The sequence below is a fragment of the Cupriavidus sp. SS-3 genome, assembly GCF_035818815.1.
Lineage (GTDB): Bacteria > Pseudomonadota > Gammaproteobacteria > Burkholderiales > Burkholderiaceae > Cupriavidus > Cupriavidus taiwanensis_C.
Genome location: NZ_JAYLVT010000003.1, coordinates 1 through 24,316, shown reverse-complemented (window position 1 = coordinate 24,316; position 24,316 = coordinate 1). Strand labels below are relative to the sequence as shown.

Sequence of the window (24,316 nt, the reverse complement as noted above, 5' to 3'; positions counted from 1 at the left end):
GCGGATTCAATTGGATTGGCCCCGGCGCGCTTCCTAGATTGGTGTTCCAGGCCTCAAAAACCATGACAGCGAGGTGACACATGCGGCGATACGCGAAGACCCGTTCGGAACTGATGGCCATCCTGAACCAGTGCCTCGACAACAACCCCGAGTGCGGCGAATGCGAGCTGCACGCGGTGCGAATGCACCAGCCTGACCATACCGGTTGCAACTGGAGCGCGGAAGTCGATTTCCCGCAGGAGTCCGTCGACAACCTGGGCCACCAGCTCGCGGCGGCAAAATCGATCATCGTGGTCATGCGCGAGCAGTACAACGTGCTGCAATAGCCATCACCCCCAACCGTCCCTGGCCGCACGGATGCGGCGGGGCAACAAACAAAAAGGCCGGGTCATGGACCCGGCCTTTTGCATGGCGAAGGCTTCGCGTCGGATCAGCGCACCGCGTTGCACTCGGCCACGGCGACGGCCGTCATATTGACGATCCGGCGCGTGGTGGCCTGCGGGTTGAGGATGTGCACCGGCTTGGCCGCGCCCAGCAGGATCGGGCCCACCGTCACGCCCTGCCCGCCCGTGATCTTGAGCAGGTTGAAGGCAATGTTGGCGGCGTCCAGCGTCGGCATCACCAGCAGGTTGGCGCTGCCGGCCAGCTTGGTCGACGGCAGGAAGTGGCGGCGCACGTCCTCGACCAGCGCGGCATCGCCCTGCATCTCGCCTTCCACCTCCAGGTGCGGCGCCTCGCGCGCGAGGATCTGCGCGGCCTCGCGCATCTTGCGCGCCGACGGGCGCGTCGACGAGCCGAACATCGAGTGCGACATCAGCGCCACCTTCGGCTGCAGGCCGAAGCGCGCGATTTCTTCCGCGGCCAGCTGGGTGATGGCCGCCAGCTGTTCCGCGCTGGGGTCGTCGTTGACGAAGGTGTCGGTGATGAACAGCGTGTACTTCTCCAGCATCAGCGCGTTCATCGCCGCAAACACATGCGCGCCCGGCGCCAGGCCAATCACGTCGCGCACGTGCTCGAGGTGCGCCTCGAAGCGGCCGACCGTACCGCACAGCAGCGCGTCGGCGTCGCCCATGTGCATCAGCATGGTGCCGATCAGCGTGTTGGAGCGGCGCAGCGCCACCTTGGCCATGTCCGGGGTCACGCCGTCGCGGCCGCGCAGCGCGTGGTAGGCCTCGTGGTAGGCGCGGTAGCGCGGGTCGTCCTCGGGGTTGATCAGCTCGAAGTCCACGCCCGGCTTCAGGCGCAGGCCGGCCTTGTCGATGCGCATCTGGATCACGTGGGGGCGGCCGATCAGGATCGGGCGTGCCAGGCCTTCGTCGACCACCGACTGCACCGCGCGCAGCACGCGCTCTTCCTCGCCCTCGGCATAGGCCACGCGCTTGGGCGCGGCCTTGGCGGCCGAGAACACCGGCTTCATGATCAGGCCGGTGTGGTAGACGTAGGTCGACAGCTGCTGGCGATAGGCTTCCAGGTCCTTGATCGGGCGCGTGGCCACGCCCGACTCTTCGGCCGCCTTGGCCACCGCCGGCGCGATCTTCTCGATCAGGCGCTGGTCGAACGGCGTCGGGATGATGTAGTCGGGGCCGAACTTCAGCTCGCGGCCGCCGTAGGCCGCGGCCACGGCGTCGTTGAGCTCGGCCTCGGCCAGCTCGGCGATAGCCTTGACGCAGGCCAGCTTCATCGCTTCCGTGATCTTGGTGGCGCCGCAATCGAGCGCGCCGCGGAAGATGTACGGGAAGCACAGCACGTTGTTGACCTGGTTCGGGTAGTCCGAACGGCCGGTGGCGATGATGCAGTCCGGGCGCGCGGCCTTGGCCACTTCCGGGCGGATCTCGGGCTCGGGGTTGGCCAGCGCCAGGATGATGGGCCGCTCGGCCATGGTCTTGACCATCTCGGCGGTCAGCACGCCGGCGGTCGAGCAGCCCAGGAAGACGTCGGCGCCGTTGACGATGTCGGCCAGCGTGCGCGCCGAGGTGTCCTGCGCGTAGCGGGCCTTGTTGGCTTCCATGTTGGCGTCGCGGCCGACATAGATCACGCCCTTGGAATCGACCACCGAGACGTTCTCGCGCTTCACGCCGAGGCTGACCATGGTGTCGAGGCAGGCGATCGCGGCCGCGCCGGCGCCCGATACCGCCATCCTGACCTTGGCGATATCCTTGCCGACCACCTTCAGGCCGTTCAGCAGCGCCGCCGCCGAGATGATCGCGGTGCCGTGCTGGTCGTCATGGAAGACGGGGATGTTCATGCGCTCGCGCAGCTTCTGCTCGATGTAGAAGCACTCGGGCGCCTTGATGTCTTCCAGGTTGACGCCGCCCAGCGTGGGCTCCAGCGCGGCGACGATCTCGACGATCTGGTCCGGGTCGCGCGCATCGAGCTCGATGTCGAATACGTCGATGCCGGCGAACTTCTTGAACAGGCAGCCCTTGCCCTCCATCACCGGCTTGCCGGCGAGCGGGCCGATGTCGCCCAGGCCCAGCACGGCGGTGCCGTTGGTGACCACGGCCACCAGGTTGGCGCGCGAGGTGTACTCGGCGGCGGTGGCGGGATCCTTGGCGATTTCCTCGCAGGCGTACGCTACGCCCGGCGAATAGGCCAGCGACAGGTCGCGCTGGTTGGACAGCGCCTTGGTCGCGGTGACCTGGATCTTGCCCTTGGTCGGGCTGCGGTGGTATTCCAGCGCGGCGAGGCGCAGCTGCGCTTCAGGACTGTTCGGGGCATGTTGCGGTGCATCACCGCCGTTCTTGCTGCTCATTGGCTCGTCCGGAAAATGGCCCGGACCGAAGCGCCCCTCTCCCGCCATGGTTCGGCCGGCTCAAGCGACAAGCCGGCAGCGAAGGACAAGCTCTGGCAGCGAAACTGACGACTCCGGCAGCCAGGCCGGAAAAATCGAGCAGCTATTCTAGCCCACGCGCCCGTGCAAAGTACCACCGCGGCACGCCCGCAGGCCGCATTTTGCGCGGATTCTGGCCGTTAAACAGCTTTTACCATTGGGTATGCAATGGCGGTGCAGAAGCATGCTCCTGCATGCATCCGCACGCATGGCGCTGCGCGGCCTGCGAGGGCGGGTGGTAACTGACGGCGGCCGCCCTAGTGGGCGTCCTTCCCCACCTCCAGCGTCACGCGACGCGGACGGCCGCTGTCGGACGGGAAGTCGGTGAAGGCACTGCGGATCAGGTAGGGCATCATCGCCGGCAGGCTACTGTTCTCGGCCTGGTTCTGCGCGGTGACCTGCCAGACCCGCTTGCCGCTGACCGCATCCTTGAAATACACCCGCAGGCTCGAGAACGTCACCGGCACGTCGCGCACCACCGTCTGCGGCGGCCAGTAGCCCGGCCCCCACGGGCCCCATGGCCCCCATGGCCGGTAGTAGCCCGGTCCCCAGTACGGGCCCCAGTACGGGCTCCACGGGCCGTACCACGGATCCGGATAGACCGTCTCGGCCACGCGCACCAGCCCCGGCACCGAGTCGTAATCCATGCTGACCAGGTAGCGCGCCTGCCGGGCCGGGACCTGCTCGAAGCCGACGCCCGCCAGCGCGGCCGCCAGCCACTGCTCATAGGTCTGCCGGTCGAGCTGGGCCGCCTGCTCGGCGCTATGCTCGAAACTGTAGGTGCGCGGCGCGTCGTTCTGCCAGCCGGGCTGGCGGAACGACGTGACATCGGTGGTCACGGTGCTGGCGCACCCCGTCAGCAGCAGCGCCGTCAGCAGCGCCAGCGCGCCCCGCATCCTGCGCAGCCCGGGCCACCGGCCCGCTGCCCCTTGATTGCCGACACCGCCTGCGCGCTGCCACATAGTGCTACCTCGCTCTTCTGTCTACTGAAACCCTGCGTGTCTCTGAGACCACGCCGGCGCCGGGGAATTCCCTGCACCGCTTGGTGCGGCGCCCGCCAGACCGCGCCCCGACCCCTTGGCTACAATGAGGACTTCAGCGCCATGCTTTGCTTGCACGCGCGTGGCCGCCCCCCTTTTCCTAACGGTCTTCCGAAGACAGGATCCTTCCATGCTGCGCACCGACACGCCCGTTACCGTCTATCGCAAGGACTATACCCCGCCACCGTTCGCCATCGACCACGCTGCACTGGTGCTGGAACTCGATCCCCAGCGCACCGTGGTCACCAGCACGCTGCGCTTCGCGCGCACGGCGGGCGCGCCCGACGCGCCGCTGGTGCTGGCCGGCGAAGAACTCGAACTGATCGGCGTCAGCCTGGACGGCAAACCGGTGGCCAACGCCACCCAGGACGGCGGCACGCTGACGCTGCCCGGCCTGCCGGCGCAGGGCACGCTGGAAATCACCACCGCCTGCCAGCCCGCGGCCAACACCACGCTGTCGGGGCTCTATGTGTCCAACGGCAACTTCTTCACCCAGTGCGAGGCCGAGGGCTTCCGCCGCATCACCTATTTCCTCGACCGCCCCGACGTGATGGCGACCTACCGCGTCACGCTGCGCGCCGACCGCGCCGCCTATCCGGTGCTGCTGTCCAACGGCAACCTGGTGAGCCAGCGCGAACTGCCCGATGGCCGCCACGAAGCCGTGTGGGAAGACCCGTTCCCCAAGCCGTCGTACCTGTTCGCGCTGGTCGCGGGCAAGCTCGAATGCATCGAGCAACGGATCCAGTCCGCCTCCGGCAAGGACAAGCTGCTGCAGGTGTGGGTCGAGCCGCGCGACCTCGACAAGACCCGCCATGCGATGGATTCGCTGGTCCATTCGATCCGCTGGGACGAGCAGCGCTTCGGGCTGGAACTGGACCTGGAGCGCTTCATGATCGTCGCCGTGGGCGACTTCAACATGGGCGCGATGGAAAACAAGGGCCTGAACATCTTCAACACCAAGTATGTGCTGGCCAACGCGCAGACCGCCACCGATACCGACTTCGCCAATATCGAGGCGGTGGTCGGCCACGAGTACTTCCACAACTGGACCGGCAACCGCGTGACCTGCCGCGACTGGTTCCAGCTGTCGCTGAAGGAAGGCCTGACGGTGTTCCGCGACCAGGAGTTCTCGGCCGACATGATGGGTTCGGAATCGGGCCGCGCGGTCAAGCGCATCGAGGACGTGCGCGTGCTGCGCCAGGTGCAGTTCCCCGAGGACGCCGGCCCGATGGCGCATCCGGTGCGCCCCGACAGCTACGAAGAGATCAACAACTTCTACACGGTCACGGTGTACGAGAAAGGCGCCGAGGTCGTGCGCATGTACCAGACCCTGCTCGGCCGCGAAGGCTTCCGCAAGGGCATGGACCTGTACTTCCAGCGCCACGACGGCCAGGCCGTGACCTGCGACGACTTCCGCGCCGCCATGGCCGATGCCAACGGCCGCGACCTGACCCAGTTCGGGCTGTGGTACAGCCAGGCCGGCACGCCGGTGGTGACCGCGCGCACCGCGTGGAACGGCGACGATGGCAGCCTGACGCTGACGCTGACGCAACGCTGCCCCAAGGTCGGCATCGAGACCCGCGCCGGCACGCCCGACAAGCAGCCGTTCCATATCCCGTTCGCGCTCGGCCTGCTGGGCGCGGACGGCAACGACCTGCCGCTGCAGCTCGAGGGCGAGAGCGCGCCCGCCGGCACCACGCGCGTGCTCGACTTCACGCAGGCCGAGCAGAGCTTCCGCTTCATCAACCTGCCGCGCGGCGCGCAGGCCCCGCTGCCGTCGCTGCTGCGCAATTTTTCCGCGCCGGTGATCGTCGATGCCGAGTACACCGACGCGCAGCTGACCTTCCAGCTGTCGCACGACAGCGACGCCTTCAACCGCTGGGAAGCCGGCCAGCGCCTGGCCACGCGCGCGCTGCTGCAGCTGGTGGCCGACGTGCAGGCCGGGCGCGAGCTCACGCTCGATCCCGCGCTGGTGCGCGCCATGCGCGCGGTGCTGACCGACGACACGCTCAACCCCGCCTTCCGCGAGCAGGCCCTGGTGCTGCCGGCAGAGGCCTACCTGGCCGAGCGCATGGGCGTGGCCGATCCCGCCGCCATCCACCGCGCGCGCCAGTTCATGCGCGAAGGCCTGGCGCGCGCGCTGCAGGCCGACTGGCTGGCCGCCTATGAAGCCAATGCCACGCCGGGCCCGTATTCGCCCGATGCCGCCTCGGCGGCGAAGCGCGCGCTGCGCAACCTCGCGCTCGGCTACCTGGCCGACAGCGGCGACGCCGCGATGCAGGCGCTGGCCGACCAGCAGTACCAGCACGCCGACAACATGACCGACCGCTTCGCCGCGCTGTCGGCGCTGGTCAACAGCTTCGCCCCCGGCCGCGAGCACGCGCTGGCGGACTTCTACCAGCGCTTCGAAGACGACCCGCTGGTGATCGACAAGTGGTTCTCGCTGCAGGGCATGCAGCGCGGCAGCGTCGGCCCGCAGGCCGGTGGCCCGCACGCCGGCAAGCGCACCATCGACACCGTGCGCGCGCTGATGGAGCATCCCGCCTTCAACCTGCGCAACCCCAACCGCGCGCGCTCGCTGATCTTCAGCTTCTGCTCCGGCAACCCCGCGCAGTTCCACGCCGAGGATGGCTCGGGCTACCGCTTCTGGGCCGACCAGGTGCTGGCGCTGGACGCCATCAACCCGCAGGTGGCGGCGCGCCTGGCGCGGGTGATGGACCGCTGGCAGAAATACGAACTGGCGCTGCGCGACCGCATGCGCGCCGAGTTGGAACGCGTTGCCGCCTGCAGCACGCTGTCGCGCGACGTGCGCGAGATCGTTGGCAAGGCGCTGGCCGGCTGAGCGCGCCGGCGACGGGACAGGCAGCCCGGCCCACGCCCCCGATGCCCGGCCCCGCGCGGCCGGGCATGTAGAATTGCGGCCATCCAAGGAGAACCAACCATGACTCGCATCAGCCTGACCCGCTACCTGGTCGAGGAACAGCGCAAGCACAACACGATCCAGCCCGAACTGCGGCTGCTGATCGAAGTGGTCGCGCGAGCCTGCAAGGCCATTTCCAACGCCGTCAGCAAGGGCGCCCTCGCCGGCGTGCTGGGCTCGGCCGGCACCGGCAACGTCCAGGGCGAAACCCAGCAGAAGCTGGACGTGATCGCCAACGAAGTGCTGCTCGACGCCAACGAATGGGGCGGCCACCTGGCCGCGATGGCGTCGGAAGAAATGGAATCGTTCTACGAGATTCCCAACCGCTACCCGAAGGGCGAATACCTGCTGATGTTCGACCCGCTCGACGGCTCGTCGAACATCGACGTCAACGTCTCCATCGGCACCATCTTCTCGGTGCTGCACATGCCCAAGCCCGGCCAGACCGTGACCGAGGCCGACTTCCTGCAGCCCGGCACGCACCAGGTCGCGGCCGGCTACGCCGTGTACGGCCCGCAGACCACGCTGGTGCTGACGGTCGGCAACGGCGTGCACATGTTCACGCTGGACCGCGAGGCCGGCAGCTTCGTGCTGACCCAGTCCAACGTCACGATCCCGGAAGACACCAAGGAATTCGCCATCAACATGTCGAACATGCGCCACTGGGCCCCGCCGGTGCGCAAGTACATCGACGAGTGCCTGGCTGGCGACGAAGGCCCGCGCGGCAAGAACTTCAACATGCGCTGGGTGGCCTCGATGGTCGCCGACGTGCACCGCATCCTGACCCGCGGCGGCATCTTCATGTACCCGTGGGACAAGCGCGAGCCGGAAAAGCCCGGCAAGCTGCGGCTGATGTACGAAGCCAACCCGATGGCGATGCTGGTCGAGCAGGCCGGCGGCGCCGCCACCAACGGCGAGCAGCGCATCCTCGACGTGCAGCCGACCAAACTGCACCAGCGCGTCTCGGTGATCCTGGGCTCGAAGAACGAGGTGGAGCGCGTCACGCGCTACCACCAGGAAGCGCAAGCCAAGGCCTGATTCCGGCCACGGCCAGCCTGAAACGGGGCGCGCCGCGCCCCGTTTTTCGTGCCGGCGCCGGATGGCACCGGCGACACAAAAGGGCTTCACAAGGCCGGAAAACGCTGCTACTATTGCGGGCTGTTCCAGATCGCCGGAACATGTTGCCGAAGTAGCTCAGTCGGTAGAGCAGCTCATTCGTAATGAGAAGGTCGGGGGTTCGATTCCTCTCTTCGGCACCACCAGAATTCCAGGGCCCAGCCCGCGCAAACCCGGACAGCGTCACGCTCTCCGGGTTTTTTGTTGCGCGCGTTCCGGCGATGATGGGGGCGGATCAGGTGGCGGCAATGGCGCCGGCTGGCGCCCCAGCCGTTGCGCCCACCAGTAGCGCAAGGGGTGTTCCAGATCGGGATAGAGCACCGGCTGGCTGAAGCAGCCGGCACGCTTCATCAGGAGATAGGCGGCAAGCATGGCCGCCCAGAAAGCTAGCAGTTCCACGATCACGGCCGCCGCGGATGTCGGGGTGGCCGCTTTCATTATAGGTAGCCGCCTCCGGCATGGGGCCGATGGCGCACCCCGTGGATACCCTAGGCGCGCTGCGCCGCTCAGTACACCTCCGGCACGATCATCTCCTTCGCCACCGGCTGGCGCACGTAATCCTCGTGGCGTTCACGGCCGGGCAGCACCACCGTGGGAGACTCGACTTCGGCATACGGCACCAGGCTCAGCAGGTGATGGATGCAGTTCAGCCGCGCGCGCTTCTTGTCGTCGGCCTGCACCACCCACCACGGCGCCTCGGCGATGTGGGTGCGCTCGAGCATGATCTCCTTGGCCCGCGTGTAGTCTTCCCAGCGACGCTGCGATTCCAGGTCCATCGGGCTGAGCTTCCACTGCTTGAGCGGATCATGGATGCGGCTGAGAAAGCGCAGGCGCTGCTCGTCATGCGTGATCGAGAACCAGTACTTGATTACCTGGATGCCGGAACGCACCAGCATCTTTTCGAATTCGGGCACGGAGCGGAAGAACTCTTCGTACTGGTCGTCGGTACAGAAGCCCATCACGCGCTCGACGCCGGCGCGGTTGTACCAGCTGCGGTCGAACAGCACGATCTCGCCAGCGGCGGGCAGGTGCGCGACGTAGCGCTGGAAATACCACTGGGTGCGTTCGCGGTCGTTGGGCGCGGGCAGCGCGGCCACGCGGCAGACCCGCGGGTTCAGCCGCTGGGTGATGCGCTTGATCACGCCGCCCTTGCCGGCGGCGTCGCGCCCCTCGAACAGGATCACGACCTTGTGCCCGGTGGCGGCCACCCAGCTCTGCAGCCGCACCAGTTCGCCCTGCAGCCGGAACAGCTCGCGGAAATAGCGCCGGCGGCTGTCCTGCTCGGCCTGATCGTCCAGGTGCACGGGATCGCCAAAGGCCTCGCTGGCCTCGCGATCGTCCAGTTCCAGTTCGATCTCTTCGTCGTAGTAGTCGGCCACCTCGTTGTGGATGCGCCGCACCAGCTCTGCTTCACCCGGTCTCATCTGCTTGCTCTCCCTGTGGATACAACGCGGTCGCGGCGATGCTGGCATGGCCGTATTGCAGCCGCGTGAAGGCGGAGCAGGCGGCCCTGCCCCCTGCCCCATGCGGCCCGCCACGCGATACGCCGCCTTTCAGCCCGCGGGATTGATGTTGTGGTTATGGCGGAACAGGTTGTCGGGATCGTAGCGCCGCTTGACTGCCACCAGCCGCTCGTAGTTCGGCCCATAGGCAGCGCCGACGCGGTCCACCTCCTCCTGCGTGAGGAAGTTGACATAGACGCTGCCGAGCGCGAACGGCGCGGCCGCGCGGAACACCTCGCGCGCCCAGCCGATGCAGCGGTCGTCGTCCGCGGGACTGTCCCAGCGCCCGTGCAGGTTCATGATGAATTTGGCATCGCGGTTGGCGTAGGCGGTGGCGTCGGGCGCGACGCGGTTGGTCTGCCCGCCCATGGCGCCGATAAAGACCTCGCATTGCGGCGACGGCAGCTTGCCGATCTGCTCGATCAGCATCGCGATCAGCCCGTCGTCCAGCCCGGCGAAGTTATGCGACTTCCAGTAGTTGCGCGCACCCGGCGTCAGCAGCGGATCGAAAGCCTGCTGCCACGCGGTGAGCGGCATCGGCCCCAGGTGCTCGCCATACGGGGTGCCAAGTTGGCGCAGCGGCTCCACCAGTTGCGGCCCCTGGTCCGGGGGACCGATATAGCAGATCGCCAGCGCCGCGACCGGCTTGCCGTGCGCCTCGGGCGGCAGGAACGGCAGCGGCGGCGCCTGGCGCAGCACCACCCACACGGTCAGCTCGTCGGGCATCGATTCATACAGCTCGCGATAGGCCGGCAGCACGCTGGCGGCCTGCTCCAGCGGATAGACGATCAGTCCGCCATAGACCTGCGGCCCGACCGGATGCAGGCGGAACTCGAACATCGTCACCACGCCGAAGTTGCCGCCACCGCCGCGCAGTGCCCAGAACAGATCGGCGTTCTCGTCGCTGCTGGCGCGCACCAGCTTGCCGTCGGCGGTAACGACCTGCGCCGACACCAGGTTGTCGACCGTGGTGCCGAACTTGCGGCTGAGCCAGCCGAAGCCGCCGCCCAGCGTCAGCCCGGCCACGCCGGTGGTGGAATTGATGCCGAGCGGCGTGGCCAGGCCCTGCGCCTGCGCTTCATGGTCGAAGTCGCGCAGCGTGGCGCCCGGCTCCACCCACGCGCGTTGCGCGTGGGGATCGACGCGCACCGAGCGCATCGTCGACAGGTCCAGCACCATGCCGCCCTCGCAGATCGCCAGCCCGCCGATGTTGTGGCCGCCGCCGCGTACCGACAGCAGCACCCCATGCTCGCGCGCGAAGTTCACCGCCGCTGCAACGTCGGCGGCGCCTGCGGCCTGCACGATCCACTGCGGATGGCGGTCGATCATCGCGTTCCAGATCCGGCGCGCGTCGTCATAGCCGCCGTCGCCCGGCTGCAGCAAGCGTCCGCGCAACTGCGCCTTAAGTGCTTCAATATGTTCCTGCGATGGCTGGGCCATGATCTGCCTCCCGATGCTGATTGTGAACATCGGACGACACGCGGCGTCAGGAGCAAAAAAATGGCCACGAGGACCGATGACTTCATCATTTAAGGCAGGCACCGCGCGAATGTAAATGCGCGCTGCGCGCGGCGCATTCCGCGGGTGGGGCCCGGATCCAGCCGTGGCCGCGCGGCCTATCATGGAGGCACGGCGGCACGGTGCCCGCGCGCCGTGCGCCTGCACGATGGACCCTGCCAGCCAACCTCCCCTGTTCCTGTGCGGCGACGTGATGACCGGTCGCGGCATCGACCAGATCCTGGCGCATCCCAGCCAGCCGCTGCTGCATGAATCGTACGTGCATTGCGCGCTCGACTACGTGCGCCTGGCGGAACGCAAGGCCGGCCCGATCGCACGCCCGGCCGGGTCGGACTATCCGTGGGGCGATGCGCTGGCGGAACTGGCAAGCCGCGCCGCGCGGCCGCGCATCGCCAACCTGGAAACCGCCATCACCACCAGCAACGATGCCTGGCCCGGCAAGTCCGTGCACTACCGCATGCATCCGCGCAACGTCGATTGCCTGCAGGCCGCCGGCATCGACTGCGCGGTCCTCGCCAACAACCATGTGCTGGACTGGGGCCGCGCGGGCCTGGCCGATACGCTGGACGCGCTGGACGGGGCGCACATCGCGCACGCCGGGGCCGGCGCCGACGAGGCCAGCGCGGCACGCGCCGCAGTGCTGCCTCGGCCCGGCGGCGGTCGCGTGGTGGTGCTCGCCTTCGCCATGACTAACGCCGGCACGCCGGCGGCGTGGCGCGCCACCGCCGGGCACTCGGGCGTGAACCTGCTGGACGACTGGTCCGCGGCCTCGCAGCAACACATTGCCGCGCAGGCGCGCCAACTGCGGCGCCCAGGCGATGTCATGGTGCTGTCGATCCACTGGGGCCCGAACTGGGGCTACCACATCGACCCCGCGCAGCGCGCCTTCGCCCGCGCGGTGGTCGAGCATGCAGGCATCGACATCGTGCACGGGCATTCCTCGCACCATCCGCTCGGCATCGAGCTGCATGCCGGCAAGCCTATCCTGTATGGCTGCGGCGACTTCATCAACGATTACGAGGGCATTGGCGGATACGATAGCTACCGCCCCGACCTGGCGCTGATGGCATTCGTCAGCTTCGCTGGCGGCGGCAGTGCGGAGCTGCGGCTGGTGCCTTTGCGGCGCAGCCACTTCCGGCTGGCGTATGCGCGCGAAGTCGACATGGCATGGCTGCAAGCCATGTTCGAAGCACAGGGACGCGCGCTTGGCACACGCGTGGCGCGCAGCGGACTGCACGAGTTGCGGCTATGGGCGGCATGAGCCGCAAGCCTACCCTGCCACGATTCCTGTACTTGCCGGTGCTTGCCCGCACTTGCAAAAGGGCCGGCGCAAAAACAGAAAGGCCAGCGCGATGGCTGGCCTTCCCGTTCATTCAAGTGCCACGTGTGTCGGTTCGGTGTAACGCTTCCACAGAGTGCTGATCCGCTTCTGCATTCATTGCCCAACGCTAGCTCGGTCGCCCATCCTGCGGCACCCCAGGACATACCTGCAGGATAGTACAAATCCCCGCGGATCAAAGCGGGATCAACGAAGCGCACGCTTCAGCCGACCATGATGCGGTCGTCGACCAGCCGGATCTGGCCACCGGGCTTGTCTTCCATCACTTTGAGCACGCGGCTGCCCACCTGCAGGGTGACCCCGCCATGGATGCGCCGCGGGGCGTCGATGACGGCCTCGGCGGCGGGCTGCATCTGCTGCCCCAGGTCGGTCAGGCGCGCCTCCAGCTCGAACAGGTCGCGCGACAGCTTGAACAGGGTCGCGCGCGCCTTTTCGCGCAGGTCGCCGACGGCGCGCTCCGGGTGCTTGGCAAAGAAGTCCACCAGCTGCCTGACCTTGTTCTGCTCTTCCAGCATGCGCCGGCGCTCGGCCTCGAGCGCGGCGCGCTGGGCGTCGGCATAGGGATTGAGGCCGACCTGGATGCTGGTGGCGGTGCCGGCCGGCGCGCCCAGCACCGCGGCGCGCACCGCCAGCAAGGCGCGGCTGCGGCCGCCGCTGATGCTGCCCTGCACGCCGGTGCCGCCCACCACGATGCGCTGGCCGGCGGCGACATCGCTCTGGCGGATGCCGCTGTCGACGGTGACTTCGGTGCCGGCCTCGACCACCGCATTCTCGATGAAGCGCGCCTTCACCGCGCCCTTGCAGCGCACGCTGGCGCGGCTGATACCGCCTTCGGCATGGGCGCTTTCCGACTTGCCGATAATGCCGCCCTTGACGATGACGTTGCCGCCGGCCTCGACGCTGGCGGCTTCGATGGTGCCTTCGACCACCACGTCGCCGCTGACGTTGACCGACATGCCGGTGCGGATGTCGCCCGACACGCGCAGCGTGCCATCGAACGCCACGTTGCCGGAGTGCAGGTCCACCGATTCCACCTGCACCACGGGACTGACCGAGATGCCGTAGACCCCGACCACCGGCGACCCGGCTATCACCGCGCGCAGCAGCCCGGGGTCGTCCGCATCGGTCGCCGCGCCGGTCAGGCCCTCGGCAAACGGCGGGTCGTCGACCGGATCGGCGGCGATCGGCTGGCCGAACACGTCGACGCCGGCATGGCCCGGCACCGCCGCAATGCGCCGCATCAGCGGCGTGCCGGGGCTGACCAGCAGCAGGTTGCCCAGCTCGCGCAGGTCCACCTTGCCGGCATCGTCGTCGCGCTGCGCCGGCTTGCGTGGCTCCAGCAGGTTGATGAAGCGCGCCGGCTCGCCCTGCCGCGGCGACATGCCGGCGGCAATGGTGCGCAGCTCGCAGCCGCCTTCGGCCAGCGCGGCGTCCAGCGCGAGGGATTGAATCGGCGCCACCACGCCGCGCTCCGCGACGGCGCGGCGGATCTCGTCCGCGCTGACCGGCCGGCCGCCCTCCGGCGGCATCAGCGTCAGCCGCACCGCCAGGCCGTCGGCGGTGATGTCGAGCTCGAACGCGCCGTCGACCAGTGCGCCGATGGTGGCGTCGATCTCATGCTCGGCCCGCTGGCATTGCGCCAGGAACTGCGCCACCGCGCGCGCATCCAGCCGCGCGCCGGACCAGCCCAACCCCTCCAGGCACTGCTGCAGGGTGGCCAGGTCCGGCGGCAGCCGGCCCGGCTGCGGCGTGTAGCGTGCATGCACCTGTTCGCCCGGCTCGGCAAGCTCCAGGCGCAGTCCCGATTCATGCGTCATGCGTCCCCTGAATCGTCTGGCGGCGACGGCGCAAGCCGGCGCTCTGCTTGTTATCGATTCATCACCAACGGCAGGCGCGCCGGGAACTTTAGCGCACACGGCAAGCCCCGGCGGCCGCCGGCCGACTTTTCGGTAAACTGTCGCCATTCCGGAGCGCGCCGCGCTCCGCAGCCTGTGCAGTCCCCTCCATGTCAAATACCCACGAAATCCGCCCCGGCCAGTCCATCGAGCTGCTCAAGGAACTCCATATCCTGACCCGCGACGGCAAGATGAACCAGGACAGCCGGCGCAAGCTCAAGCAGGTCTACCACCTGTTCCAGTTCATCGAACCGCTGCTGCAGGAAGTCAAGGCCGCGCGCGGCCGCGTCACGCTGGTAGACCACGGCGCCGGCAAGTCGTACCTGGGCTTCATCCTGTACGACCTGTTCTTCAAGGCCCTGCAGGACGACTCGCACATCTATGGCATCGAAACCCGCGAAGAACTGGTGAAGACCTCGCAGGCGCTGGCGGCGCGGCTGGGTTTTCCGGGGATGTCGTTCCTGAACCTGTCGGTGGCGGACTCGATCACCTCGCCGCAGCTGCCGCCCACCGTCGACGTGGTCACCGCGCTGCATGCGTGCAATACCGCCACCGACGACGCCATCCGCTTCGCGCTGGCCAAGCGCGCGCAGCACATCGTACTGGTGCCGTGCTGCCAGGCCGAGGTGGCAGGCGTGCTGCGCAAGCACAAGGGCAAGCTGCTGGCGGGCAATCCGCTCACGGAGATCTGGCGCCACCCGCTGCATACGCGCGAGTTCGGCAGCCAGGTGACCAACGTGCTGCGTTGCCTGCAGCTGGAGGCGCACGGCTACCAGGTCAGCGTGACCGAGCTGGTCGGCTGGGAACACTCGATGAAGAACGAGCTGATCATCGCGCAGTACAAGGACCTGCCGCGCCGGCGTCCGGCCGAGCGGCTGGAAGAGGTGCTGGGGCGGCTGGGACTGGAAGAGCTGCGCGAGCGCTTCTTCACCGAGCCGGCAGCGGTGGCGTAACTACGGCTTCCCGGACTCGGACCCTGACTCGGTCCCGGGTTCAGCCTCGCCCGCCATCCAGCGTCGCCAGCCCTCGTGGCCGAGGCGCCGCATGACCGCCTGGTTGCGCTCGTAGATGTCAGCCGCATCGGGAAACGCCGCCGCCGCGCGCGCGATCGAATCCTCGCGCAGCAGGTGCAGGATGGGGTACGGCGCGCGGTTGGTGTAGTTCTCGATATCGTCCGGCTCGGTCCCGGCAAACTGGTAGTGCGGATGGAAGCTGGCGATCTGCAGCGTGCCTTCCAGCCCCAGGCTGGCGAGCAGGCGTTCGGCGAAGTACAGCAGGTCGTTGAAGTCGAGGAAATCGGCCACCGCGTGCGGCAGGATCAGCAGGGTGGTGTCGATCTGCGCCGGATCGGCATCGGCCAGCAGGCGCAGTTCGCGCTCCAGGTCATCCATCACATCGGGCGCCTCGGTGACAGCGCTGACCACATAGCGCACCTGCTCCTTCACGTACACGCTCTTGGCGAACGGGCACAGGTTGAGCCCGATCACCGCGCGTTCCAGCCAATGGCGGGTGGCGGCAATGACGGCATCGTCGGGCTGGCTGGCGGAGTGCGTGGCGGAAGACATGATGGCAAGGTGCGGCAAACCGTCATTCTAGCGCTGCCGCAGGCTCTATAATCCGCGGCGGAAACACCCCCTGTCCTGCCGAGCCCCGCCGATGCCCTCTGCCGCCATGCCCGCCCCTGACCATGCCACTCCCGACGTTGCCGTCATCGGCGGCGGCCCGGCCGGCCTGATGGCCGCCGAAGTGCTGGCGGCGCAGGGTGCCAGCGTGGCCCTCTATGACGCGATGCCGTCGGTCGGCCGCAAGTTCCTGATGGCCGGCAAGGGCGGCATGAACCTGACCCATGCCGAGCCGGAGCCGGCCTTCCTGGGCCGCTACGGCGCGCGCACCGGGCAACTCGCGCCGATGCTGGCGGACTTCGGCGCGCAGGCGCTGCGCGACTGGGTGCATGGGCTTGGCATCGAGACCTTCGTCGGCAGCTCCGGCCGCGTCTTCCCCACCGACATGAAGGCCGCGCCGATGCTGCGCGCGTGGCTGCACCGGCTGCGCGAGTCGGGCGTGCAGTTCCATATGCGGCATCGCTGGCTGGGTTGGGACGATGGAGACGGCGATGACGGCGCCCGGCATGCGCTGCGCTTTGCCACGCCGCACGGCAACACGGTCGTGCGCGCGCGCGCCGTGGTGCTCGCGCTGGGTGGCGCCAGCTGGGCCAGGCTGGGGTCCGATGGCGCATGGGTGCCGCGCCTGGCCGGGCGCGGCGTCGAGATCGCGCCGCTGCGTCCCGCAAACTGCGGGTTCGACGTGGCATGGAGCGAGGACTTTGCCGCGCGCTTTGGCGGCGCGCCGGTCAAGCCGGTGGCAATCGCGCTGAATGACCGTGACGGACACGCGCACTACCGCCAGGGCGAATTCGTCATCAGCCGCGACGGCATCGAAGGCAGCCTGGTCTATGCACTGTCGGCACCGATCCGTAACCGCATCGAAGCCGATGGCGAGGCCACCATCCATCTCGACCTGCTGCCGTCGCACAGCGCCGAACAGGTCAGTGCGCAGGTCGAGCATCCACGCGGCTCGCGTTCGTTGTCGAGCCACCTGCAGAGCCGGCTCGGCATCACCGGCGTCAAGGCCGGCCTGCTGCGCGAATGCCTGTCCCGCGACGCCATGCTCGATCCCGGCACGCTGGCCCTGTCACTGAAGGCGCTGCCATTGCGCGTGCTGCGCCCGCGCCCGATCGACGAAGTCATCAGCAGCGCCGGCGGCGTGCGCTTCGAAGCGATGGATGCCAGCCTGATGCTGCGCGCCGTGCCCGGCGTGTTCTGCGCGGGCGAGATGCTGGACTGGGAAGCGCCCACCGGCGGCTACCTGCTGACGGCATGCTTCGCCAGCGGCCGCACCGCGGCGCTGGGAGCCGCGGCTTATCTCAGGACGCAGGCTTAAACCGCCCTGCCGCCGACGATACTGAGCGCCACCGCCTCGGCCACTTCGATGCCGTCGATCGCCGCGGAATAGATGCCGCCCGCATAGCCCGCGCCCTCGCCCGCGGGGTACAAGCCCTTGACGTTGATGCTCTGGTAGTCGTCGTGGTTGCGGCGGATGCGCAGCGGCGACGAGGTGCGCGTCTCCACCCCGGTCAGCACCGCGTCATGCAGCGCGAAGCCCGGCAGCTTCTTGTCGATCTCGGGAATGCCTTCGCGGATCGCCTCGATCACGTAGTCGGGCAACGACGTGCTCAGGTCGGTCGGGGTCACGCCCGGCTTGTACGAAGGCTCGACCGAGCCCAGCGACGTCGACGCGCGGCCGGCGATGAAGTCGCCGACCAGCTGGCCCGGCGCATTGTAGTTGCCGCCGCCCAGCTCGAACGCGCGCTCTTCCCACTTGCGCTGGAACTCGATGCCGGCCAGCGGGCCGCCCGGGTAGTCTTCCGGCGTGATGCCGACCACGATGCCGGCGTTGGCATTGCGCTCGGCGCGCTTGTACTGGCTCATGCCGTTGGTCACCACGCGGCCGGGCTCCGATGCCGCCGCCACCACCGTGCCGCCCGGGCACATGCAGAAGCTGTACACCGAACGGCCGTTGCTGCAGTGGTGCACCACCTTGTAGTCGGCCGCGCCCAGCAGCTTGTTGCCCGCGAACTTGCCAAAGCGGCTGCGGTTGATCAGCCCCTGCGGATGCTCGATGCGGAAGCCCAGCGAGAACGGCTTGGCCTCCATGAACACGCCGCGCTCGTGCAGCATCTGGAAGGTATCGCGCGCGCTGTGGCCCACCGCCATGATGACGTGGTCGGCCTCGAGATACTCGCCGTTGGACAGCGTCAGGCCGCGCACCTGGCCGCCATCGATATCGATGTCGTCGACGCGGGTCTCGAAGCGGATCTCGCCGCCCAGCTCGATGATCTCGGCGCGCATCTTTTCGACCATGCTGACCAGGCGAAAGGTACCGATATGCGGGCGCGCCTTGAACAAGATGTCTTCCGGTGCGCCGGCGCGCACGAACTCGTTAAGCACCTTGCGGCCATAGTGCTTCGGGTCCTTGATCTGGCTGTACAGCTTGCCGTCCGAGAAAGTGCCGGCGCCGCCTTCGCCGAACTGCACGTTCGACTCGGGATTGAGCACGCTCTTGCGCCACAGGCCGAAGGTGTCCTTGGTGCGCTCGCGCACTTCCTTGCCGCGCTCCAGGATGATGGGGCGGAAGCCCGACTGCGCCAGGATCAGGCCGGCCAGCAGCCCGCACGGGCCCATGCCGATCACCACCGGGCGCGGATGCGTGCCGCCCTGCGGCGCGCGCGCGACGAAGTGGTACGCCATGTCGGGCGTCACGCTCCAGTTCGGCTTGCCGGCCATGCGGCGGATGGCCGCGGCCTCGTCGCTCACCTCGATATCGATGATGTAGGTCAGCTTGATATCCGAGCGCTTGCGCGCATCGTGGGCACGGCGGAATACGGTATAGCCGATCAGGCCGTCTCCCTTGACACCGATCTGCGCGGCACCGGCGCGCACGGCGGCGTCGAGGTCGCTTTCGGTATGGTCGAGCGGGAGTTTGACTTCACTTAGACGTAGCATGGGGAACCCGGGAACTGCGGCCGGGGGGTTGGGCACACCAATGTGCCAGGCCGGCCGGAGCGCAATTTTATCGTCTTTGGCGCGTCGGGTCGGGAATCCGCAGCGGAGCCGGCCCGGCGGCCGGGCGCGGACGGTGCCAGGGCAATACCAGGCACGCCCGCAACCGAGCCAGCCAACCCGGCGGCACCGTGACCGATAACGCTCCGCCCCGGCTCGCCGACACCGTCAGCCAGCCGCGCGCTGGAACGATCCAGGTGTCGCCCGCGCGCAGACGCCGCTGCGGCATGTGGCAGTGGCCGGCGAGCCATTGCATCGGCCCGGCCAGCGCCATCTCGCCGGCGGTGGCGTGCAGCACGGTGCCGGCCGCCACATGCAGCCGCAGGACCTGGCCGGCCGGCAGTGGCATCACGGTCGGGGTGTAGTCGAGATCGCTTGGCATGGCAGGACTCCGGTAGCTGGCACAGGACTCCAGCCTATCGACCGCCTCGCGCGCGCGGCAGGCACAAGGCCGCATCGCGGCGACCGGAACAGCAGCCAGGATTTCCGCCTGTTACGATACAGCGCCCCCGCCTCTGTATCTGTATCGATGCGGCCCGACACGCCACCATGCCGCCATGGACACCACACCGCTCTATCGCCAGCTTGCCGGCCATTACCGCCGCGCCATCGACTCCGGCACGCTCGCCACCGGCGACCGCATGCCGTCGGTGCGCGCGCTGATGGCGCTGCACGGCGTAAGCCTGTCGACCGCGCTGCAGGCCTGTCGGCAACTGGAAAGCGACGGCCTGCTCGAAGCGCGGCCGCGTTCCGGCTACTTCGTTGCCGCGCCGCGGCGCGCAGCACTGGCCGCGCTGTCCGAACCCGCCGCCGCGTTGCCCGACCCGGCCCAGTATGTCGGCATCCACCAGCGCATTTCCGGCCTGCTCGCGCGCGGCCAGCACGAGCACGTGCACACCAACCTGGGCGGCGCCTACTGCGCGCCCGCGCTGTACCCGACCGAGGCCCTGCGCAGTGCAGCGGCGCGCGCGCGGCGCCGGCATCCGCAGCTGTTCGGCGAGGGCGTCGAGCCCGACGGCTACCAGCCGCTGCGCGCCGCGATCGCACGGCAGGCGCTGCGCAGCCGGGTGCAGCTGGCCCCGGAAGAGATCGTCATCACCAACGGCTGCACCGAGGCCCTGAACCTGGCCCTGCGCGCGGTGGCGGGCCCCGGCGACGTGATCGCGGTGGAGTCCCCCACCTACTACGGCCTGCTGCAGATCCTGGAAAGCCTGGGCATGCGCGCGCTGGAAATCCCGTGCAGCCCGCAGACCGGCCTCTCGCTCGAGGCGCTGGAGCTGGCGGCGCAGCACTACGACAACATCCGCGCGGTCGCGGTGGTGCCGAACCTGCAGAACCCGCTCGGCTGCATCATGCCCGACGCGCACAAGGCGCGGCTGGTGCAATGGTGCGAGACGCGCGGCATCGCGCTGATCGAGGACGACTGCTTCTCGGCCACCGCCGACAGCGACGCGCCGCCGGCCGCGGCCAAGGCCTGGGATGGCAGCGGCAACGTGATCCACTGCGCGTCGCTGCACAAGGTGCTGGCGCCCGGCATGCGGCTGGGCTGGATCGCCGCGGGCAAGTGGCAGGCGCGCGTCGAGATGCTGAAGTTCGGGCTGTCGCGGCCCAACGAGATGCTGTCGCAGATGGCCGCCGCCGATTTCCTGGCGTCGGGCGCGCATGACCGCCACCTGCGCCGGCTGCGCACGCGGCTGCGCGGGCAGCGCGAATGGTTCACGCAAACCATCGCCGCCAGCTTTCCCGCCGGCACGCGGCTGGGCGCGCCGCGCGGCGGCATGCACCTGTGGGTGGAGCTGCCCGCGCAGGTCTCGTCCGAGGCGGTGTTCGACCAGGCGCTGCAGGCCGGCATCCGCGTGATGCCGGGCGTCATGTTTTCCAACGCGGGGCGCTTCGACCACTGCCTGCGCATCAACTGTGGCGCGCCACGCTCGGCGCAGATCGAGCGCGCGCTCGGCACGCTCGCCACGATCGTGCAGCGGCTGGCGGGCTGAAGCCGAGTTGGCCGGCGCCCGGGCCGGCGCCGTTTTGCAACAACCCTCCCCTTTTACCGGCCGCTCGCCTATCCTAGTGCGCTGGCGCGCACGCGGCTGCCCGGCTGGTCCCCGGCGGCCCCGCTCGCATCGGTTGCCCACGGCCGCCGCGCGCCTGCAACAAGAACAAGGAGAATGGCCTTGACCAGTACATCCGTGGCGCCATCCGCCGGCAAAGGTAGCGGCGACCCCACCCGCACCCTTCCCGACGATTACCAGGCCCTGTTCCAGCTGGCACCCGTGTCGCTGTGGCTGGAAGACTTCAGTGCGGTGCGCGAGTGCTTCGCGCAATGGCGGCAGCAGGGCATCACCGACCTGCGCGCGCACCTGCGCGACGATCCGCGGCGGGTGGCGCAGTGTTCCGCGCTGATCCGCGTGATCGCGGTGAACCGGCGCACGCTCGAGTTATTCCGCGCGGCCGACCTCGACGACCTGGTGGCCAACCTCGACACCGTGTTCCGCGACGACATGTTCGAGCAACATGTCGAAGAACTGGGCCAGCTGTGGGACGGCGCCAACGGCTTTGCCAGCCAGACCGTCAACTACGCGCTGGACGGCGCGCGGCTCGACATCCAGCTCGAGGCCACGGTGATGCCGGGGCACGAACAGACCTGGGAGCGCGTGCTGCTGTCGATCAAGGACATCACCCCGCGCCTGCGCAGCGAGCGCGAGCTGCGCCGCAGCGAGCAGTATGCGCTGGGCCTGTTCGAGCATTCGCCGGTGTCGCTGTGGGTCGAGGACTTCAGCGCGGTCAAGGTGCTGATCGACGAGGTGCGCGCCGCCGGCATCACTGACTTCCGCACCTTCCTCAACGTCCACCCTGACTTTGTCTCGCGCTGCATGCAGGAAATCCGCGTGCTCGACGTCAACCAGCAGACCCTGCTGATGTTCGGCGCCGACAGCAAGGCCACGCTGCTGTCGCGGCTCGGCGACGTGTTCCGCGACGACATGCGCATCCACTTTGCCGAGCAGCTGATCGACCTGTGGCATGGCCGGCTGTGGCAGCAGCGCGAGGTCATCAACTACGCGCTCGATGGCCGCGCCGTCGACGTGTTCATGCAGTGGTCGGTGTTCCCCGGGCGCGAGGCGGATTGGGACCAGGTGCTCGTGTCGCTGACCGATATCACGGCGCGCAAGAAGGCCGAAGCCTATGTCGAGTTCCTCGGCAAGCACGACGTGCTGACCAAGCTCTACAACCGCGCCTACTATGAGGACGAACTGGCGCGGCTGGGCCGCAAGGGCCCGTGGCCGGTCAGCGTGGTGGCGGTCGACCTGAACGGGCTCAAGGTCGTCAACGACCAGTTCGGCCACGCCGACGGCGACAGCCTGCTGCGCCGCACCGGCGAGGTGCTGAAGAAGGCAGTGGGCGAGCAGGCCTGCGTGGCGCGCACCGGCGGCGACGAGTTCATGGTGTTGCTGCCCGGCCGCGACGAGCGCGGCGCCGCCACCGTGGTCGAGCAGATCGGCAAGGTGGTGGAGCTGAACAACCAGTTCTACCCCGGCACGCGGCTCAGCTTCTCCATCGGCCTCGCCACCTGCCAGGCAGGCGAACGCCTCGGCGACACCGTCAAGCTGGCCGACAGCCGCATGTACCAGGCCAAGCGCGACCACTACGCCGCGCTCGCCAACGAACGCCGCCGCGACTGAAGGCCGGGCGCTACGGCGCGACGCCTCAGCCCGGCGTGCACTCGCCGCGCAGCAGCGCCCATTCCTCGCACTGCTTGCCCGACGGGAAAGTGCAGATGCCGGTCTGGCCCGCCGGCGTCGACACGATCTGCAGCTTGCCGCCGCGCTGCGCGCAATTGACCGAGGCGGGGTTGGCCATGCCGATGGCGGCACCAGTGCTGGCGGGGCGCTCGGCGGGCGCGGTGGTGCAGGCGGCCGCGGCAAGGCTGGCCGCCAGCCCGAGGGCTACGGGAACAAGGCGCATCGGCATCTCCGGCAGGAGCAAACAGGTCCGCAAAACGAAAGAGCCGGCTGGCGCCGGCTCTCTTGCTGCTTACAGGTAGACGATCAAACCCACGCCCAGCACGATCAGGCCGAACTTGGCCACGTAGTAGAGCTGGCGGTTCCAGGCCTTGAAGCGGCGGCGATACTGGCCGCCCAGCCAGACAAAGCGGAACAGCCGGTTGATCATGCCGGTCTGGTCGTGCTCGTCGTTGGGCGAGCTGGCCGCGGTCATGACCTTGCGGCCCATCCAGTGGTTGAATTTCGCGGCCCAGCCGTAGCGCATCGGGCGCTCGATATCGCAGAACAGGATCAGCCGGTTGGCGTCGCTGCGGTTCTCGGCCCAGTGCAGGTAGGTCTCGTCGAACACCACGCCTTCGCCGTCGCGCCAGCTGTGGCGCTCGCCGTCGACCTCGATAAAGCAGCGGTCGTCGTTGGGCGTGGCCAGCCCCAGGTGATAGCGCAGCGAGCCGGCAAACGGGTCGCGGTGGGGATTGAGCTTGCCGCCGGGCGGCAGCTCGGCGAACATCGCCGCCTTGACCGTGGGCAGCTCGCGCAGCAGCGCCACGGTCTTGGGGCACAGCTGCTCGGCCGACGGATGCTGGGCCTCATACCACTTCAGGTAGAAGCGCTTCCAGCCGTACTTGAAGAAGGAATTGAAGCCGGCGTCGTCGTTCTTGTCGGCAGCCTTGATCTTGCGCATCGCCGCCAGGGCCAGGCCTTCATCGCGGATCTCCGGCCAGGCGGCGCGCAGCTTTTCCAGGTCGGGGAAACTGTCGACCGGGATATACGGGGTGCGCGGCACGCCCGAGAACGCGTACATGAAGCAGTTGATCGGCGCCACCAGGGCCGAATGGTCCAGCAGTTGGCGCCACAGGCGCAGGCGCACCTTGCCGCGGAAGTGCACATACAGGATGGCACCGAGGTAGCCCGCGACGATTATCCACTTGATCACCGAAATCCTCCTGGTCAGCCGCCTCCGCCGCATGGCACGCCGCGGCCCGGCCGGGTGAAAACCGGTATTTTAGCGAAATGGCTGGACCATCGCACTTTGCGACGGTTGCGGCACACGAGAGGGGCCGACGACCGCGCCGCGTGGTTGCGCCTGAAAGCAGCGAATCAGACGTCGCCGCGCGACTGGCGGGCGATGCGCTCGATCAGCGCGCGCGCGTCGTCGGGCTGGCCCTGCAGCGTCAGCAGGCGCGCGTTGAGCACCAGGTTCTCCAGCACCAGCTTGGCGGTCGAGGCCCACATCGTGGCCAGCAGTGCCTCCACCGGCAGGCCGGACGCTTCCAGCTCGCTGGAGCGCTCGGCGATCAGGCGGCAGGCCAGCCGGCGCAGCGCGGCGTCGTCGAACGGCAGGTCGGCGTAGTCGATCGGGTCTTCCTTCTCGACTTCCGTCATCAGTTGCAGCAGGGTGTCTTCGGTCATGGGCAGACTCCTGGCGAGGTGACGTCACACTCGAAACAAAGCTAAAGCAGCGGGGGGGGGGGGGGGGGGGGGGGGGGGGGGGGGGGGGGGGGGGGGGGGGGGGGGGGGGGGGGGGGGGGGGGGGGG

The 24,316-nt window shown here is 68.6% G+C and carries 20 protein-coding genes and 1 tRNA gene; 9 read left to right on the top strand and 12 right to left on the bottom strand.

The genetic code is table 11. The features are described 5' to 3' along the window. Nucleotides 1-80: 80 nt before the first annotated feature. Nucleotides 81-326: a hypothetical protein gene (locus U9J39_RS06010; protein WP_012352285.1), complete on the top strand. Its 246-nt coding sequence runs from the start codon at nt 81-83 to the stop codon at nt 324-326. A gap of 104 nt (nt 327-430) precedes the next feature. Here the strand turns inward: U9J39_RS06010 and U9J39_RS06005 are convergent, their stop codons facing one another. Next, nucleotides 431-2,752, bottom strand: coding sequence for an NADP-dependent malic enzyme (locus U9J39_RS06005; protein WP_115708715.1), 2,322 nt, complete (start codon nt 2,750-2,752; stop codon nt 431-433). 335 nt (nt 2,753-3,087) lie between these two features. After that, nucleotides 3,088-3,726 carry a DUF4136 domain-containing protein gene (locus U9J39_RS06000; RefSeq protein ID WP_326346749.1) on the bottom strand — a complete coding sequence of 213 codons (639 nt, stop codon included), beginning with the start codon at nt 3,724-3,726 and terminating at the stop codon, nt 3,088-3,090. A 274-nt stretch (nt 3,727-4,000) separates the two neighbouring features. Between U9J39_RS06000 and pepN the strand changes: the two genes are divergently transcribed. The 3 genes from pepN (at nt 4,001) to U9J39_RS05985 (ending at nt 8,049) form a co-directional block, all read left to right on the top strand. After that, nucleotides 4,001-6,712: an aminopeptidase N gene (gene pepN / locus U9J39_RS05995; protein WP_326346748.1), complete on the top strand. Its 2,712-nt coding sequence runs from the start codon at nt 4,001-4,003 to the stop codon at nt 6,710-6,712. Nucleotides 6,713-6,811: 99 nt separating this feature from the next. Further along, nucleotides 6,812-7,828, top strand: a complete 1,017-nt coding sequence (locus U9J39_RS05990) for a class 1 fructose-bisphosphatase (RefSeq protein ID WP_018006958.1) — start codon at nt 6,812-6,814, stop codon at nt 7,826-7,828. A 145-nt stretch (nt 7,829-7,973) separates the two neighbouring features. Then, nucleotides 7,974-8,049: transfer RNA gene (locus U9J39_RS05985), tRNA-Thr, on the top strand. 40 nt (nt 8,050-8,089) lie between these two features. On the opposite strand, the gene U9J39_RS05980 is transcribed toward U9J39_RS05985, so the two are convergent. The 3 genes from U9J39_RS05980 to U9J39_RS05970 form a co-directional block, all read right to left on the bottom strand. Further along, complete coding sequence (locus U9J39_RS05980; protein WP_115708709.1) at nt 8,090-8,344, bottom strand: hypothetical protein; 255 nt, start codon at nt 8,342-8,344, stop codon at nt 8,090-8,092. 68 nt (nt 8,345-8,412) lie between these two features. Then, the gene (gene ppk2, locus U9J39_RS05975) at nt 8,413-9,330 is read right to left on the bottom strand and encodes a polyphosphate kinase 2 (RefSeq protein WP_115708707.1); all 918 of its coding nucleotides are present in this window, start codon (nt 9,328-9,330) and stop codon (nt 8,413-8,415) included. 129 nt (nt 9,331-9,459) lie between these two features. Beyond that, nucleotides 9,460-10,848, bottom strand: a complete 1,389-nt coding sequence (locus tag U9J39_RS05970) for an FAD-binding oxidoreductase (protein ID WP_116313247.1) — start codon at nt 10,846-10,848, stop codon at nt 9,460-9,462. A 226-nt stretch (nt 10,849-11,074) separates the two neighbouring features. On the opposite strand from U9J39_RS05970, the gene U9J39_RS05965 reads away from it, so the two are divergent. Beyond that, nucleotides 11,075-12,187 (top strand): CapA family protein, encoded by a 1,113-nt coding sequence (locus tag U9J39_RS05965; protein WP_326346746.1) that lies wholly within the window; start codon nt 11,075-11,077, stop codon nt 12,185-12,187. A gap of 281 nt (nt 12,188-12,468) precedes the next feature. Here U9J39_RS05965 and U9J39_RS05960 read toward each other — a convergent pair whose 3' ends face one another. Continuing rightward, a complete protein-coding gene (locus tag U9J39_RS05960; RefSeq protein WP_326346745.1) occupies nt 12,469-14,082 on the bottom strand; it encodes a DUF342 domain-containing protein in 1,614 nt (537 codons plus the stop codon). A gap of 188 nt (nt 14,083-14,270) precedes the next feature. Between U9J39_RS05960 and U9J39_RS05955 the strand changes: the two genes are divergently transcribed. Beyond that, nucleotides 14,271-15,113, top strand: coding sequence for a class I SAM-dependent methyltransferase (locus U9J39_RS05955; protein ID WP_115708701.1), 843 nt, complete (start codon nt 14,271-14,273; stop codon nt 15,111-15,113). On the opposite strand, the gene U9J39_RS05950 is transcribed toward U9J39_RS05955, so the two are convergent. Beyond that, a complete protein-coding gene (locus U9J39_RS05950) occupies nt 15,114-15,725 on the bottom strand; it encodes a DUF1415 domain-containing protein (protein ID WP_326346743.1) in 612 nt (203 codons plus the stop codon). Nucleotides 15,726-15,816: 91 nt separating this feature from the next. On the opposite strand from U9J39_RS05950, the gene U9J39_RS05945 reads away from it, so the two are divergent. Continuing rightward, nucleotides 15,817-17,100, top strand: a complete 1,284-nt coding sequence (locus U9J39_RS05945; protein WP_326346742.1) for a TIGR03862 family flavoprotein — start codon at nt 15,817-15,819, stop codon at nt 17,098-17,100. Here the strand turns inward: U9J39_RS05945 and U9J39_RS05940 are convergent. Next, nucleotides 17,097-18,722, bottom strand: coding sequence for an NAD(P)/FAD-dependent oxidoreductase (locus tag U9J39_RS05940; protein ID WP_115708697.1), 1,626 nt, complete (start codon nt 18,720-18,722; stop codon nt 17,097-17,099). The genes U9J39_RS05945 and U9J39_RS05940 overlap by 4 nt on opposite strands. A 67-nt stretch (nt 18,723-18,789) precedes the next feature. Then, nucleotides 18,790-19,161: a hypothetical protein gene (locus tag U9J39_RS05935; RefSeq protein WP_326346741.1), complete on the bottom strand. Its 372-nt coding sequence runs from the start codon at nt 19,159-19,161 to the stop codon at nt 18,790-18,792. Between the two features lie 175 nt (nt 19,162-19,336). Between U9J39_RS05935 and U9J39_RS05930 the strand changes: the two genes are divergently transcribed. Continuing rightward, a complete protein-coding gene (locus tag U9J39_RS05930) occupies nt 19,337-20,773 on the top strand; it encodes an aminotransferase-like domain-containing protein (RefSeq protein ID WP_326346740.1) in 1,437 nt (478 codons plus the stop codon). 180 nt (nt 20,774-20,953) lie between these two features. Beyond that, entirely contained in the window at nt 20,954-22,459 is a 1,506-nt protein-coding gene (locus tag U9J39_RS05925) for a sensor domain-containing diguanylate cyclase (RefSeq protein WP_116313244.1), read from the top strand. Between the two features lie 25 nt (nt 22,460-22,484). Here U9J39_RS05925 and U9J39_RS05920 read toward each other — a convergent pair whose 3' ends face one another. The 3 genes from U9J39_RS05920 to U9J39_RS05910 all read right to left on the bottom strand — a co-directional run bounded on the left by U9J39_RS05920 (nt 22,485) and on the right by U9J39_RS05910 (nt 24,190). Next, entirely contained in the window at nt 22,485-22,742 is a 258-nt protein-coding gene (locus U9J39_RS05920; RefSeq protein WP_326346739.1) for a putative hemolysin, read from the bottom strand. A gap of 69 nt (nt 22,743-22,811) precedes the next feature. Next, entirely contained in the window at nt 22,812-23,714 is a 903-nt protein-coding gene (gene lpxO / locus U9J39_RS05915; RefSeq protein WP_115706358.1) for a lipid A hydroxylase LpxO, read from the bottom strand. Between the two features lie 164 nt (nt 23,715-23,878). Further along, nucleotides 23,879-24,190 (bottom strand): hypothetical protein, encoded by a 312-nt coding sequence (locus U9J39_RS05910; protein ID WP_326346738.1) that lies wholly within the window; start codon nt 24,188-24,190, stop codon nt 23,879-23,881. Nucleotides 24,191-24,316 lie beyond the last annotated feature (126 nt).